Origin of the sequence: Curtobacterium sp. MCBA15_007 (assembly GCF_001864905.1) — a bacterium.
Classification (GTDB): Bacteria; Actinomycetota; Actinomycetes; order Actinomycetales; family Microbacteriaceae; genus Curtobacterium; species Curtobacterium poinsettiae.
This window is the reverse complement of the sequence record NZ_MJGM01000001.1, coordinates 553587-568535: the sequence shown is the minus strand read 5'-3', so window position 1 is coordinate 568535 and position 14949 is coordinate 553587. Positions and strand designations below refer to the sequence as shown.

Below are 14949 nucleotides of genomic sequence, written 5' to 3'. Positions count from 1 at the left end.
ACCGCTCGCCCCGCCGCTCGCGCGACCGCTTGCATGGTCGGCAGATCGACCGTCAGATCCCCCATGGTTCCCCCTCGTGTTCCCCGAGGAGGTCAACATATCACCGCTGAAGTACGGTGTGTCAAGGGGTGTTCAGTGATCGATCGGGCGCCCCCGCTCGCCGCTCGCCCAGCCCGTGTCCGCCGAGTTGCCCACCCGCAGTGACAGGGTGCCGCCACGCGTCACGAACGACGCCGGCACCCACGACCGCTCGTGCGTCCACCCGTTCAACCGCGCCCCCTGCACGTACGGCTCGGTCCCCGAGGACCGGATGACGAGCCGCTCTCCGCTGGAGCGTCGGATGTCGACCGTGCTGAACGTCGGGCTGCCGATGAGCATCTCCGCTCGCCCGGGTGTCTGCGGGAACAGCCCGATCGAGGCGAAGACGTACCAGGCGCTCATCGTGCCGAGGTCGTCGTTGCCCGGAAGCCCACCGGGGCCGGTCGAGTAGGCGTCGTCCACGACCCGGCGCACGGTCTCCTGCGTCTTCCAGGGCGTGCCGAGTGCGTTGTACATCCAGGGTGTGTGGATGTCGGGTTCGTTCGTCGGGTCGAACTTCGTGGCGTCCCCGCCCGTGACGGCCCAGTTGCCCGAGGCGTCGTGGAAGAAGTCGTCGAGCCGTGCCACGGCGGCGTCGTCACCACCGAGCGCGCTCGACAGCCCCCCCACGTCCTGCGGCACGAGCCAGGTGTACTGCGCACTGGTGCCCTGCGCGAACCCGGTGCTGGTCGAGGGTGACCAGCCCGGCGTCCACGATCCGTCGGCCTGCCGAGCGGCTTGGTGGCCGACCGCCGCGTTGAAGGTGTTCTTCCAGTACCCACCACGAGCGGCGAACATCCGGGCATCGGAGTGCAGTCCGAGTGCGCCTGCCCAGTACCCGAGCGCGCTGTCGGAGATCGAGTCCTCGAGGGTCTCGGCCGCGCCACCCCAGCAGGCGCAGTCGTCGTTCGCGGCGTACTGCCGATCCAGGTACTCGTCGAGCGCGGGCCGCTGCGACAGGCACTGTCCGGGGCACCCGACGTCGCTCTCGGCGTCCGCGTTCTCGACCGTCGCCTGGCGCTTGAGGGAGGCGTACGCGGCCCGGACGTCGAAGTTCCGGACGCCCATGGCGTACCAGGTGGCGAGCGTCGCGGCCGAGGGGTCGCCGGTCATCACGTGCGTCGGCGCTCCGAGGTGCAGCCACCGGTCCCACACCCCGCCGTTCTGCTCGGCGAAGCGCAGCATCGACTGCGCCATGTCCCCGGCGACGTCCGGCCGCAGCAGGGCGAGCAGCTGGATCTGCGCCCGGTACTGGTCCCACCCGGAGTACGTGCCGTAGACGGCCCGGTGTCCGCGGTCCATCCGGTGCACCCGCAGGTCCGGCCCGAGGTAGCGCCCGTCGCGGTCGTTCAGCGTGTTCGGCTGCATGAGTGCGTGGTAGACGGACGTGTAGAGCTGGGTGGTGCGGTCCGCCGTGCCGCCACCGACGCGCAGGCGCGACAGTTCACGGTTCCAGGAGGCCCGTGTGCCGGCCGCGACGCTGGCGACGGTCGAGCGCCCGGTCACCTCGCCGTCACGGTTCGCGACCGCCCCGGCCGCGCTCACGTACGAGATGCCGATCTTCGCCTGCACCGTCGCTCCGCGACGCGCATCGAACCCGACCCACGCGCCGGAGCCGCGTCCGGCGCGGTCGGCGCCGGTCAGGTAGCCCTCCCCACCGGAGGAGGACGTGCCTCCAGGCTGGACCGTGCCGTCCCTCCAGGTGCCGGTGCTCGCGAACGCAGTGTCGAAGGTCGCGGTGAAGTAGAGGCGGTAGTAGCTGCGACGGTCCGGGTTGGTGGCGCCGCCGCCGTTCGCGCGGCGGCTGCAGAAGCCGCCGGTCAGGACGCTGCCGCTGACGGTGCGGGTGCGGGGGTCGACGCGGGTGACCGCGGCCTCGCTGCCGTTGATCGAGTTCGAGGTGCGGAACAGCAGGTTCGCGTCCTTGCCCGCCGGGAACGTGAACGCACCGACGCCGGCACGCGTGGTCACGGCGAGGTCGGTGCGGACGCCGTTGTCGAGCGTCACGCCGTAGCGGCCGGGGCTCGCCGACTCCTGGTCGTGCGAGTACCCGGCGGCGTAGACGGCGTCCTTCGAGTCTGCCGACGGCGAGGTCGTGACCGGGGTGGTGACCGGCATGATCGGCACGTCGCCGGCTGCACCCGGAGCGCACCCGGCGCCGTTCAGGTGCGTCAGACTGAAGCCACGCAAGCGGTTCACGTCGTACGAGTACCCGTTCGCGACCGGGGTCGACGTCTGGTCACCCGCGGTGCCCGTGGGACTCCACTGCATCATCCCGAACGGCGCCGTGGCACCCGGCCAGGTGTTGCCGTTGTTGCTCGTGCCGATGAAGGGGTCGACGTACCGCGCAGGATCGCTGACGGTCCGCCCGGCCTGTGCCGAGGGCGAGCCCACAGCGGGCGCGGCGACGATCCCCGTTCCCACCAGGGCGGCGATCGCGGCCACCGCGGCGAGCGGGAACGGACGGACGAGCGGGCGACGGTGCACGCGAGATCGGTTCACATCGGCGACGCTAGCCCCCTCGGACGGGGGACGCCGCCCGAGTCACCGATCGCTCTCCCGCTGTTCACGTCGGGTCCGGCCTCGGACGCGGCGCCGCCCAGGCCCGACCCTCGCGCCCCGCGGGGGTCGCTGTCAGGATGGGCGCATGAGCGTCATGGTGTCCGTCTTCGATGCGTACCGGTCCCGCACGAGCGAGAAGTACACGGCCTACCCGCCGGACGTGCTCCCCATGTTCGTCGCCGAGATGGACAGCATGCTCGCCGAACCGATCCGCGACGCCCTGGTCACCGCGGTGACGAACGGCGACACCGGCTACGTCGGGCACGGACGGGCCCTGCCCGAGGCGTTCGCCGACTTCGCCGAGAGCCGGTGGGCGTGGCGGGTCGACCCCGACCTGGTCCGCACCACCACGGACGTGTCGGTCGCTGCGGTCGAGGTGCTGCGCCGGGTCATCGAGCCGGGTGACCAGGTGGTCATCATGCCGCCCGTGTACCCGCCGTTCTGGGAGTACGTGTCCGAGGCCGGCGGCACCGTCACCGAGGTCCCGCTGCTCGCCCCCGCGGGCCCGGCCGACCCCTTCGACACCACGGCCGGCTGGCGGATGGACCTGGACGGCCTCGCGCAGGCGTTCGCCGACGGAGCCCGCACGGTGCTGCTCTGCAACCCGCACAACCCCCTCGGCCTGGTGCACGACCGCGAGTCGCTCGTCGCACTCGCGAAGCTGGCCGCCGAGTGGGACGCCGTCGTGGTGTCCGACGAGATCCACGCGCCGCTCGTGCACGCCGACGCGGTGTTCACGCCGTTCCTGGAGTCCTGCCCCGAGGCCGCGTCGCTCGGCGTCGCCCTGACGAGCGCGAGCAAGGCCTGGAACCTCGCCGGCACGAAGTGCGCGATGATGATCGGCGCCTCGGAGCGGGCCCGCGCGTGGTTCGACGGCCTGCCGACCGAGGTCGTCGAGCGCACCGGCATCCTCGGCTACACGGCGAGCGTCGCGGCCTTCAGCGAGGGCGGACCGTGGCTGGCGTCACTGCTCACCGAGCTCGCGGCGAACCGGCGCACCCTGGCCGAGCGGATCGGCGACGTGCTGCCCGGCGCCGAGTACCGGCAGCCGCAGGCGTCGTACCTGGCGTGGCTCGACCTGCGGGCACAGCCGTGGGGCGACGACCCCGCAGCGGAACTCGTCGACCGGGCGAAGGTGGCGCTCGGCTCCGGCCCGGCGTTCGGACGGCAGGGCCGGGGCTTCGCGCGGCTGAACTTCGGGTGCTCGGCGGAGACCCTCGACGAGGGACTCAGCCGCCTGGCCGCAGCCGCCCGCGCCTGAACCCGAGCTGCGTCGACCGGCGTGTGGCTGCCGCGAGACGCCGGCGTGTGCGTTCGACGCCCTGCAATCGTCGAGACGCCGCGGGATTCGGCGGCGTCTCGACGCTTCGGCGGCGCCGGGGCAAGACGCCGGCGTGTGAGTGGAGAGAAGGGCGCAGCGCCTACTCGAACCGCTGCCAGGCCGGCTTGTTCGCGTACGTGTAGCGGTAGTAGTCGGCGAGCTGCAGCCCAGCGGCGGCTTCCTCGTCGACGACGACGGTCGCGTGCTCGTGCAGCTGCAGGGCCGAACCGGGCACGAAGGAGCTGAGCGGCCCCTCGACCGCGGCGGCGACGGCCGCTGCCTTCGACGGCCCCTGGGCGACGAGGACGAGCTCGCGGGCCTCGAGGATGGTGCCGAGCCCCTGCGTCATGCAGTGCGTCGGGACCTGTTCGGGCGAGTCGAAGAAGCGCGCGTTGGCGTCACGGGTCGACGGCGCGAGGGTCTTGATGCGGGTGCGCGAGGCGAACGACGAGGTCGGCTCGTTGAACCCGATGTGGCCGTTGGCCCCGATGCCGAGGATCTGCACGTCGATCCCGCCCGCGGCACGGATCGCGGCGTCGTACTCCTTGGCGGCGAACTCCAGGTCGGCGGCACGGCCGTCCGGCACACGCACACGCGACGCGTCGAAGCCGAGCGGTGCCACGACGTCGCGGGCGATCACGGCCGCGTACGACTCGGGGTGCTCGAGCGGGATGCCGACGTACTCGTCGAGGGCGAACCCACGGGCCTCGGCGAACGAGATCTCGCCCGCCTGCACCCGGCGCTGCAGGTCGGCGTAGATGCCCTGCGGGCTGGATCCGGTGGCGAGACCGATGACGGCGGACGGCTTCTTGGCGACGACGGACGCGATCTTGGCCGCGGCGACGCGACCGACCTCGTCCGGCGTGGGCAGGATGATGATCTCCACACCACCAGCCTACTGGTCATGACCAGTCTACGACAGGGGTCGGGTGGGTAGCGTGGAGGCATGCCGACCCCCGACTTCGTCCTGTCCCTGCGCGAGAAGATCGGCACGGCGCCGCTCTGGCTGTCGGGCGTGAGCGCCATCGTGACCCGCGGCTCCGGCGCCGATCGCGAACTGCTCGTGGTTCGGCGGGCCGACACCGGTGCGTACACCCCGGTCACCGGGATCGTCGACCCGGGCGAGGAGCCCGCCGTCGCCGCCGAACGCGAGGTCCTGGAAGAAGCGGACGTCGTCGCCGTCGCCGAACGCCTGGCCTGGGTCCAGGTGCTGCCCGAGATGACCTACCCGAACGGCGACCGCTCGCAGTACCTCGACCTGGTCTTCGCCTGCCGGTACGTCTCCGGCACGCCGAACCCCGCCGACGGCGAGAACACCGAGGCGTTCTGGGCCCGGCTCGACGCACTGCCCGACATGTCCGAGAACATGCGCGCACGCGTCGAGGCCGGGCTTGCCGACGAGCGCGAGGCGCGCTTCCAGCGCTGACCTCACCGGCCTGGAGGCGCGGTGCCAGGCCGCCACGGGCCTCCCGTCCGCCCGTCGGTCGCGCCCACCCCGCCGAAGCGACAGTGTGCCGCGAACGTTCCGCAGCGAACTGTCGCTTCCGCAGAGGGCACCGGGCAGGCCCTGCGGGAACTGTCGCCCTCGCGACTACGCGAGCGGCGCGACGGCGACGGGTGCGCCGAGCAGGCGCACGGCGACGGGGTCGCCGGTGGCCCGGCGGTCACCGACCTCGTGCTGGACGGTCACGACGGTGTCGTCGTCCAGGCGGACGGTGGTGCGGCGGATCGACCCGAGGAAGCTCGAGCTGACGACGGTGCCGGTGACGCCCTCGGCGGCGAAGGCGATGTCCTCCGGTCGGACGTAGGCGAGCACCGGTCCGTCCGCGATCGACGAGTCGAGCGCCGGCACGCGGAACCCGTAGACGAACACGTCCGCGCCGCGCAGGTCGCCCTGCAGCCGGTTCGACTGCCCGACGAAGTCCGCGGTGAACGCCGACGACGGGGTGCGGTAGAGCTCCTCGGGCGTGCCGATCTGCTCGATGTCACCCGCCTGCATCACGGCGATCCGGTCGGAGACGGCGAGCGCTTCCTCTTGGTCGTGCGTGACGAACACGGTGGTGATGCCGAGGTCGCTCTGGATGCGGCGGATCTCGTCGCGCAGTGAGACCCGGACCTTCGCGTCGAGCGCCGACAGCGGCTCGTCGAGCAGGAGCACACGGGGCCGGGTGACGAGCGCTCGGGCCAGGGCGACACGCTGCTGCTGCCCACCCGAGAGCTGGTGCGGGTACCGCTCGGCGAACTCGCCGAGGCGGACCATGTCGAGGGCCTCGACGACGCGGGTCTTGCGCTCGGCGGCGGGGACCCGGCGCATCTCGAGACCGAAGGCGACGTTCTGCCGGACCGTCATGTGCGGGAACAGCGAGTACTGCTGGAACACCATGCCGATGTCGCGCTTGTTGACCGGGGTGTCCGCGACGTCCTGGCCGTCGATGCGGATGGAGCCGACGTCGATGGCCTCGAGGCCCGCGAGTGCTCGGAGCGCGGTCGTCTTGCCGCAGCCGGACGGACCGAGGAGCGAGACGAACTCCCCCGGCTCGACCCGGAGCGACAGTCCGGCGAGGGCCCGGTGCGGGCCGTAGTGCTTCTCGACGGCGTGCAGTTCGACGACCGCGCCGGTGGTGGCGAGGGACGCCGGGGCTGCCGGGGCGGTGACGGTCATGCGGACTCCTCGAGTCGGGGACGACGGGTGGTGCGGGTGCGGCGGACGCGGGTGGTGCGGCGGGTCCCGATCCGGCCGATGAGGACGAGCAGCACGAAGCCGAACAGGAGCGCGGCGACCGAGAAGATGGCGGCGACGTACGGGTCGGTCCCCTGCACGAGGACGAGCCCGGTCTGGAACGTGGAGCGGGAGAGGAACGAGGCGAGGGTGTACTCGCCGAGGACCACGGTGATCGTCAGGAAGCACGCGGCGGTGATGCCCCGGCGCAGGTTCGGCAGGAGCACGCGCCAGGTGACGGTCCACCACGAGGCGCCGAGCGACCGGGCCGCCTCGGACAGGACGATCAGGTCCGTCGCCGTGATGGCGGCCGCGATCGGGCGGAACGCGAACGGCAGCGTGATGATGCCGATCGCGAACGCCAGCGTCCACGAGCCGGACCCGAAGACCTGCGAGACGACCTGGTACACGGGGATGAACCCGACGACGAGCACCACGACCGGCACGGTGATCGGCACGATGCAGACGAACTCCAGGACGCTCCGGAGCCTGGGGTAGCGGAGCGCGGTGATGATCTGGGCGGGCAGCAGCACGAACAGCACGATCCCGACGGTGATCACGGCGATGAGCAACGACGCCCCGAGCCCGTCGAACACCGGCTGGTAGGTGAAGGCGTTGGCCGGGTCACCGATCGCCGCCCAGTGCGCGAGGGTGAGCCCACCGTCCGTGCCCTGCCGGAAGGTGAACTGCAGCAGCGCGACCAGCGGGACAGCGAACAGGAGCCCGATCACGGTGAGCACGATGGCTGCCGCACCACGGGACGGGGCGGTGCCGAACCGGCGGACGCGGGACGAGCCTCCAGACCGGACGGGACGTACCGGCCGCACCGGCCGCACCGGAGCCGCGGCGCTCATCGCTGCCACCTGGCGGCCCGGCGCTGCAGCAGCGAGTAGGCGCCCATCACGACCGCCATCACGACGACCATGCCGAAGGCGAGCACCCCGGCGACGTTCTGCAGGCCGACGATCGTCTCGCTGGTGAGCTGCGTGCGGATGGTGAGCGGCACGATGCCGCCCTGGGAGATGAGGGCCGCGGCGGTGGCGTACGACGAGAAGCCGTTCGCGAAGAGCAGCAGGAGCGACCCCCAGAACGCCGGCGCCAGCACGGGCAACGCGATGCGGCGCCAGTACGTCAGGCGCGAGGCGCCGAGCGTCGCCGCGGCCTCACCCCACTGCGCTTTGACGCCCTCGAGTGCGGGCATGAACGTGAGGACCATGAGCGGCACCTGGAAGTAGACGTAGGGGATCACGAGCCCGGGCACCGTGTACAGGAAGGCCCCGTCGGCGTTGAGGTCGACGTGGAAGACCGTGACCAGCCAGGTCGTGACGAGTCCCTGCACGCCGATCGTGGCGATGAACGCGAACGCGAGCATGACGCCGCCGAACTGGGCGAGGACGCTGGCCGCCGAGTCGATCATCGACCGGACCAGTCCGTCCGGCCGCAGCGCCGAGAGCGCCCAGCAGACGACCGCGCCGATGACCGCGCCGATGACCGCGGAGGCGGCGGACAGGCCGAAGGACCCGGCGAACGCCTGCAGCACCGAGGGGTCGGCGAAGGCTGCGAGGTTCGCGAGCGTGAACGCGCCGGAGCCGTCGAAGAACCCGCTGCCGATCGCGATCACGGCGGGGACGGCGAGGAAGAGCAGGACGTAGGCGGCGAAGGGGGTCAGCCCCAGCCAGGCGAGGCCGACGCGGCGCCGGACACGGGGTCCGGCGCCGCGTCGGACGGCATCGGCGGGCGCCGCCGCGGACGCCGTGCGCGCAGTGCTCGGGGCGCTCGTCGCCGTCGCGGGCGCGTCTGCCGATGCGGTGGTCATGCTGCTCAGGACCCCATCGTCGAGGACCACTTGGCCTTGAGCACCTTCGCGGCGGCGGCGACCTGCGCGTCGGTCAGCTCGACGTAGTCCTTCGGCGCACCACCGGCAGCGTCGAGGGCGTCCTGGTCGACCTTGCCCGACTTCGTCAGCGCGGCGAGGGTGGACGGGAAGGCGCCGGCCTGCAGGTACAGGTTCTGGACCTCGGGGCTGGCGATGTACTCCTCCCACAGGCGGGCGGCCGCGGGGTGCGGGGCGTCCTTGTTGATGGCCTGCGAGTAGTACGAGCCGAGCGCCTGCCCCTTCGGGACGACGGTCTTCCAGTCCTTGTTGCCCGAGCCGCCGGCGGCGGGACCCCAGGCCAGGTTGTTGTACGACCACTGGACGACGACCGGGGTCTCACCCGAGGCGACGGTGGCCTGCGTCGGCAGCACGTTCTGGAAGTTGCCGGCCTGCTTGAGCTTGCCGAAGAAGTCGACGCCCTTGGTGATGTCGTCGGCCGAGCCGCCGTTCTCCAGCGCCGCCAGGTACACCGCGGACGCGGCCTGGTTGGCCTGCGTCGGGTCGCCGCCGATCGAGACCTTGCCCTTGTACTCGGAACCGAGCAGGTCCGTCATGTCCTTCGGGGCGTCGGAGATCTTCGACGAGTCGTACCCGATCGACATCAGGCCGGTGTAGTCGCGCGTCCAGGCGCCGTCCTTGTCCTTCAGGTTGGTGGGGATGTCGTCCCAGTTCGCGACCTTGTAGTCGGCGAACAGGTCGAGGTTCTCCTGCAGCACGGCGTTGCCGAGGTCGAGCACGTCGGGGGCGGTGGACTGGCCCTTCTGCGACTTGACCGCTGCCACCTCGTCGGCGCTGGAGCCGTTCGGGTTCGCGGAGTTGATCTTGATGCCGTACTTCTTGGTGAAGCCGTCGATGATCTTGCCGTAGTTGGCCCACGTCGGCGGGAGCGTGATGACGTTGAGCTGGCCCTCGGCCTTGGCGGCCTTGACCAGGGCGTCCATGCCGCCGGCGGACTGGGCGCTGGTGGTGGTCTTCCAGTCGGCGTCGCCCTTGCTCGTGCTGGCGGAGCTCGTCGAGGAGCATCCGGCGAGGGTGACGACTGCGGCGGCGGCCAGGGCGATGCCGGCCAGGGTGCGCTTGTGCTGCACGGGTGGGCCTTTCGGGTGGGAGAGGGTGCTGCGCCAGACCGGGTGTCCGGGTTCTGGTCGATCGTGGACGCAGCCGGTTTCCGGCCCGTGCTCCGGTGGTGAACGACGGCGGAACAGCGGGTGCGGCTGTACGCATTGCTCGTTCTGGGCGCAGGGTCGCGCCCGCACCCGGCCTGGAGGCGCGGATGCGGTTCACGACGACGGTCCCGCGGGCCGTTCCGAGCGCGCTCAGGCTCCGAGTTCGACGAGGACCCGCGGGATCTCGGTCACGAGTTCGCTCGCCAGGTAGCCGAGTGGTCCGACCTGCACCGCGAGCCGGTCACCGGCGGCAGCGTGCACGTACGACGCCCACGCCACGGCCTGTGCCGGATCGGCACCGCGGGCGAGCAACCCGGTGACCGCGCCGGACAGCACGTCCCCGCTCCCGCTGGTGCCGAGACCACCCGAGCCGGTGCCCTTGAGCCACGCACGACCGTGCGGTGTCGCGATGGCGTCACCGAGGGCGACGACCGCACCGAACCGGTTCGCGATCGCGACGGCGTCGGCCACGTCGTCGTCGCTGCACTCCCGACCGAGCAGGCGTTCTGCCTCGCCGGAGTTCGGCGTCATCACGAGCCGTCCACGCAGCGGTTCGAGGCGGTCCCGTACGTCGGCGGCGACACCGAGGGCGAAGGCGTCGAGCACGACGGTGGTCCGCGGACCGACGACGTCGGCGAGTCCGGCCACGAGGTCACGGGAACCGTCCGGTTCGTCGAGTCCCGGGCCGACCAGCACCGCATCGGCGCTCGAGGCGCTGTCCGCGATGCCCTCGATCGCGCCGACGGCGATGTGCCCGTCCTCGTCCTCGTCGAGGGGCTCGACCCCGGACTCGGGCACGGCGACCGCGACCTCGTTCGCGACGCTCCGGCCGACGGCCAGGGTGAGGCGACCGGCGCCGACGCGGAGTGCGGCGAGCGCCGAGAGCAGCGCGGCTCCCGGGGTGCGAGCCGCACCCCCGATGACGAGCACCTGCCCGCGGCCGTACTTGCCGGCACCGGGTTCGGGCAGCGGCCAGTCACGCAGGAAGTTCGGGGTGACGGGTTCAGTGGACATGTTCGTCGTCCTTCCGGCCGGTGTGCTGGGTGACCTCGTCGTCGTCCAGGTGTCCGACCGAGGAGAACTCCTCGAGGACCCACGGCGACCCGGCGCCGTCGCGTCGGAGTCGGGTGAGGGAGGCGTTGGCGACCGCGTGGGTGTGGGCGAACTCCATGAGTGCCGGCTCGTCGAGGTCGAGGCACACCGCGACGGCGAGCATCACCACGGCGTCGTGTGCGGCGATCACCAGGCGCTCGACACCGTCGACCCGCTCGAGGTCACCCAGGAGCGTCCGGAGCCGGAGCATCACGTCCGCCCACGACTCCCCGCCCGCGGGCCGGTGGTAGTACTTGCCGAGCCACTGCCGGCGGCGTTCCTCGTCGGGGTACCGGTTGCGGACGCCCTGCAGGGTCAACAGGTCGAGGACGCCGAGTTCGCGGTCGCGCAGGCGCTCGTCCACACGCTTGCGGGGTTCGGCGAGCCCGGCTGCCTCGAGCGCGATGGCGATGGTCTGCTGTGCGCGGAGGTACGGCGACACCCAGAGCGCGACGGGGACGTCGTCCATCCCGCGGTCGGCGAGCTCCTGCCCGAGAGCACGTGACTGGGCGGCGCCGAGCGGGCTGAGCGGGACGTCGGCGTCGCGGAACTCGACGTCGATGACGTCGTCCCCCGCTGCCTCGGCCCGAGCCGCTGCGACGTTCGCGACCGATTCGCCGTGACGGACGAGCCAGATCTCCTGCACTGCCATGCCGCCACGCTAGCCAGAGCGTGCTGTGCCGGTTCACCGGTGCGACGAGGTCACCCCACGCGAGGTCGCCGACGTCGAACCCACCTCGCAACGCCGCGTCCGCAATGCCGGACCGGCCACCCGCCCAGCGGGCCGACGTCGCGAACTGTGGACGGGCCTCCAGGCCTGGGCGGTTGTGGAGGGAAGACGTTCCTTCCCAGAACGGGCGCGATGCCAAGCGGGATCGGGCGTACCTGGCCGGAAGTTCCGACCAGGTACGCCCGATTCGACCAGCGACGCCCGATTCCACCCGGCCAGCCCCGCCACCCGGTCAGCCCCGATTCCGCCCAGCCGCCCCGCGCACAACACGGCGCCGAACGGAACGCACCCGTGTCCCGTCCGGCGCCGTGGTCCCTCCCAGCAGTGCGCCGGGCCCGCTGCCTCAGGCCCGACGCACGCGCAGCGTCACGATCTCGAACGGACGCAGGGTCAACGCGACTGCTTGACCGGCCGACCACGAGCGCTCCAGCGGCCGCTCGAGCAGGTCGACCTGCGACACCGACTCGACGTCGAACCCGAAGGCCACCCCGACGTCCGTCGCCCGGCCCCCGAGCCCCTCGTACAGCCGCACGACGACGTCGCCGGAGCGGTCCTCGGCGAGCTTGACGGCCTCGACGAACACCTGCGGCGACGACACCGTGACGAGCGGCTCGATCGGGGTCGACCCGGGGACGCTCCGCACCGGCAGGTTCAGCCGGTACCCGGAGTCTGCGGCGTCGAGCACCGAGGCCCCGATCCGCAGCACCGTCCGGAACACGTGGTGCCCCTGGTCGGCGTTCGGGTCCGGGAACGTCGGTCCGCGCAGCAGCGACTCCCGTACGAGCGTGGTGGTCCCGCCGTCCGCCCGGGTCTCACGCGTGATGTCGTGGCCGTAGGTCGAGTCGTTGGCCACGGCCACCCCGAACCCCGGCTCCGCGACGTGCACCCAGCGGTGCGCCGAGGTCTCGAACCGGGCGTGGTCCCACGAGGTGTTCTGGTGCGTCGGCCGGTCGATGTGCCCGAACTGGATCTCGCTCGAGGCCGACGACGCGAGCACGTCGATCGGGAACGCGAGCTTCAGCAGCTTCTGGTGCTCGTGCCAGTCGACCTCGGTCTCGACGGTCAGCTCGGGTTCGCCCTGCACCGCCGAGTAGCGCGTGGTGAGCGTCGACGATCCGAAGGACCGCTCGACCACGAGCGCGTCGCCTGCGATCGCGACCGACGACGCCGACAGCACCGTGCCGTTGCGCTGGTACGCGCGGTCGATGTCCCAGGCCTCCCACTGGTTCGGGGTGTCGCGGAACACCGTGTACTCGGCCGCCGTGGCGCCTGGCGCGATCGCGTCGCGTCCGGTCGCGGAGTCGACGAACGACACGACGTGGCCGGCAGCGTCGATGGTCGCGGTGACGACGCCGGTGTCGAAGACGAAGCGGTCGCCTGCCCGGACGGGAGGCACGGGTCGCGGCGCGTGGACGACCGAACCTGCAAGGGCGGTCACCTCCCCCGCCGCGACCGGCGAGGCGTTGAAGCGCACGACCGACGCGGTGTCGTCGGCTGCGCCGGCAGCGGCACCGCTCCCGCCTGCGGCGAGCGCCGTCGTCGCGCTCCCGATCAGCCCCTCGAGCACCTCGGCGACCCGGGCGTACTGCTCCTCGGCGTTCTCGTACACCCACGCGATCGACGACCCCGGCAGGATGTCGTGGAACTGCTGCAGCAGGACGGTGTGCCATGCGTCCTCGAGTTCGGCGTACGGGTACTCGCTGCCGAGCCGGACGGCCGCCGTCGCTGCCCAGAGCTCGGCTTCGCGCAGCAGGTGCTCGGAGCGGCGGTTGCCCTGCTTCGTGCGGATCTGCGACGTGTAGGTGCCGCGGTGGAACTCCAGGTACATCTCCCCCGACCAGACCCCGGGCGTCGGCAGTTCGGCTTCGAGCTGCTCGAACACCTCGGCGGGCGTGCCGAGGGTCACGTGCGGCGACCCGTCGAGGTCGTGCTGGCGGTGTGCGGCACCGACCATCTCGCGGGTGGGACCGCCACCACCGTCGCCGAAGCCGTACAGCAGCATCGACGTGTTGGCGGTGCCGCGCTCCTTGTTGTTCCGTTCGCCGCGGCGCAGGTCGGCCGGTGAGACGTCGGAGTTGTAGGTGTCGGCCGGGGGCAGGTGCGTCAGGACGCGTGAGCCGTCGATGCCCTCCCAGTGGAACGAGGTGTGCGGGATGACGTTCGTCTCGTTCCACGACGGCTTCTGGGTGACGAACCACTTCGAGCCGGCGGCGCGGACGATCTGGGGCAGGGCGCCCGAGTAGCCGAACGAGTCGGGGAGCCAGGCCTCGGGGGTGTCGATGCCGAACTCCTCGAGGAAGAAGCGCTTGCCGGCGACGAACTGGCGGGCCAGGGCCTCACCGCCGGGCAGGTTGGTGTCCGACTCGACCCACATGCCGCCGACGGGGATCCACCGGCCCTCGGCGACGCGCTGCTTGATGCGCGCGAAGACCTCGGGGTACTCGTCGCGGATCCACGCGTACTGCTGGGCGGACGAGCAGGCGAAGGTGAAGTCGGGGTCGCGGTCCATCAGGTCGAGCACGTTCGAGAACGTCCTGGCGCACTTGCGCTTCGTCTCGCGCACGGGCCACAGCCAGGCGGAGTCGATGTGGGCGTGCCCGACGGCGATGGCACGGTGGGCGGCGGGGCTGGCGGGGACGGCGAGCACGGGCGCCAGGACCTGCCGGGCGTCCGCGGCGGTACCGGCGACGTCGTCCGGGTCCAGGGCGTCGGCGGCCCGTTCGAGCGCGCGCAGGATGTCGGCGCCGCGGGTGCCGTCGGTGGGGAGCTCGGCCATCAGCCCGCGCAGCACCCAGAGGTCCTGCTGCAGTTCCCACACGGTGTCGTCCCGCTCGACGACCTCCAGGGCCTTCAGGCGGTAGATGGGGTCGTCGCCGGCGGTGGAGCGCGAGCCGAGCGGCGTCGCCCCCTGGAACGAGTCGCCGCCGATGTCGGGGTTCGCCCCGGCCTCGATCCAGAGCTCGAAGGACTCCCCCGGGCCGACCTCGAGCGGCACGGTGTCGTTCCGCGGCTCGATCGCCTTGATCGTGGAGCCGTCGGCGCGGAACGCGAGTCCCTCGGCCTGGAACCCGGGCTGCCGCTTGGTGAACCCCAGGTCGACGAGGAGCTCGGCGGTGGTCCCCTGCGCGGTGCCGAAGTCCGCCGGCACGGTACCGGTCACCCGGAACCACGTCGTGCCCCACGGGCGCCCGCCCCAGTGCGATCCCACCGTGAACGGTGTGTACGTCTCGCCCACGGCGGCGTCGAACGGCACCGGTTCGCCCGGCACCTCCCACGCCTCGATCGTCACCGGCGCCGAGCGACGGAGGACGGCGGGGTCGACACGGTCGCGCACGAGGCGGGCGATCCGGGCCTCGACGAGCGGTTCGTCCTGGTGCATGTGCTTCCTTTCTGGTTCGCGGAACA

At 71.9% G+C, this 14949-nt stretch carries 11 protein-coding genes; 2 read left to right on the top strand and 9 right to left on the bottom strand.

The annotated features are described in order from the left end of the window. Positions 1–132: 132 nt before the first annotated feature. Entirely contained in the window at positions 133–2580 is a 2448-nt protein-coding gene (locus BIU95_RS02725) for a GH92 family glycosyl hydrolase (RefSeq protein WP_254783246.1), read from the bottom strand. A 145-nt stretch (positions 2581–2725) separates the two neighbouring features. Between BIU95_RS02725 and BIU95_RS02720 the strand changes: the two genes are divergently transcribed. Continuing rightward, complete coding sequence (locus BIU95_RS02720) at positions 2726–3901, top strand: MalY/PatB family protein (protein ID WP_056071888.1); 1176 nt, start codon at positions 2726–2728, stop codon at positions 3899–3901. 160 nt (positions 3902–4061) lie between these two features. Here BIU95_RS02720 and nagB read toward each other — a convergent pair whose 3' ends face one another. Further along, complete coding sequence (gene nagB, locus BIU95_RS02715; protein WP_056071891.1) at positions 4062–4847, bottom strand: glucosamine-6-phosphate deaminase; 786 nt, start codon at positions 4845–4847, stop codon at positions 4062–4064. 60 nt (positions 4848–4907) lie between these two features. On the opposite strand from nagB, the gene BIU95_RS02710 reads away from it, so the two are divergent. Then, positions 4908–5387: an NUDIX domain-containing protein gene (locus BIU95_RS02710; protein WP_017888122.1), complete on the top strand. Its 480-nt coding sequence runs from the start codon at positions 4908–4910 to the stop codon at positions 5385–5387. A gap of 165 nt (positions 5388–5552) precedes the next feature. Here the strand turns inward: BIU95_RS02710 and BIU95_RS02705 are convergent, their stop codons facing one another. From BIU95_RS02705 to BIU95_RS02675, 7 genes are all read right to left on the bottom strand, one after another. After that, positions 5553–6623, bottom strand: coding sequence for an ABC transporter ATP-binding protein (locus BIU95_RS02705; protein WP_071250234.1), 1071 nt, complete (start codon positions 6621–6623; stop codon positions 5553–5555). Further along, positions 6620–7534, bottom strand: a complete 915-nt coding sequence (locus BIU95_RS02700; protein ID WP_082509733.1) for an ABC transporter permease — start codon at positions 7532–7534, stop codon at positions 6620–6622. The genes BIU95_RS02705 and BIU95_RS02700 overlap by 4 nt, the downstream gene beginning before the upstream one ends. Beyond that, positions 7531–8496: an ABC transporter permease subunit gene (locus BIU95_RS02695; RefSeq protein ID WP_071250408.1), complete on the bottom strand. Its 966-nt coding sequence runs from the start codon at positions 8494–8496 to the stop codon at positions 7531–7533. Before BIU95_RS02695 ends, BIU95_RS02700 begins: the two co-directional genes overlap by 4 nt. 5 nt (positions 8497–8501) lie before the next feature. Beyond that, on the bottom strand, positions 8502–9644 hold the full coding sequence (locus BIU95_RS02690) for an ABC transporter substrate-binding protein (RefSeq protein ID WP_017888126.1): 1143 nt from the start codon (positions 9642–9644) through the stop codon (positions 8502–8504). A 228-nt stretch (positions 9645–9872) separates the two neighbouring features. Continuing rightward, positions 9873–10736 (bottom strand): NAD(P)H-hydrate dehydratase, encoded by an 864-nt coding sequence (locus tag BIU95_RS02685; RefSeq protein WP_017888127.1) that lies wholly within the window; start codon positions 10734–10736, stop codon positions 9873–9875. Then, positions 10726–11466: a histidine phosphatase family protein gene (locus BIU95_RS02680; protein WP_056071900.1), complete on the bottom strand. Its 741-nt coding sequence runs from the start codon at positions 11464–11466 to the stop codon at positions 10726–10728. Before BIU95_RS02680 ends, BIU95_RS02685 begins: the two co-directional genes overlap by 11 nt. 421 nt (positions 11467–11887) lie before the next feature. After that, positions 11888–14923, bottom strand: coding sequence for a glycoside hydrolase family 38 C-terminal domain-containing protein (locus BIU95_RS02675; RefSeq protein WP_042539820.1), 3036 nt, complete (start codon positions 14921–14923; stop codon positions 11888–11890). Positions 14924–14949: the final 26 nt, after the last annotated feature.

Excerpts from the sequence above, each read along its gene's own strand:
- BIU95_RS02720 (WP_056071888.1), top strand. The coding sequence starts at position 2,726 with ATGAGCGTCATGGTGTCCGTCTTCGATGCGTACCGGTCCCGCACGAGC.
- BIU95_RS02710 (WP_017888122.1), top strand. The coding sequence starts at position 4,908 with ATGCCGACCCCCGACTTCGTCCTGTCCCTGCGCGAGAAGATCGGCACG.
- BIU95_RS02705 (WP_071250234.1), bottom strand. The coding sequence starts at position 6,623 with ATGACCGTCACCGCCCCGGCAGCCCCGGCGTCCCTCGCCACCACCGGC.
- BIU95_RS02700 (WP_082509733.1), bottom strand. The coding sequence starts at position 7,534 with ATGAGCGCCGCGGCTCCGGTGCGGCCGGTGCGGCCGGTACGTCCCGTC.
- BIU95_RS02695 (WP_071250408.1), bottom strand. The coding sequence starts at position 8,496 with ATGACCACCGCATCGGCAGACGCGCCCGCGACGGCGACGAGCGCCCCG.
- BIU95_RS02685 (WP_017888127.1), bottom strand. The coding sequence starts at position 10,736 with ATGTCCACTGAACCCGTCACCCCGAACTTCCTGCGTGACTGGCCGCTG.
- BIU95_RS02680 (WP_056071900.1), bottom strand. The coding sequence starts at position 11,466 with ATGGCAGTGCAGGAGATCTGGCTCGTCCGTCACGGCGAATCGGTCGCG.
- BIU95_RS02675 (WP_042539820.1), bottom strand. The coding sequence starts at position 14,923 with ATGCACCAGGACGAACCGCTCGTCGAGGCCCGGATCGCCCGCCTCGTG.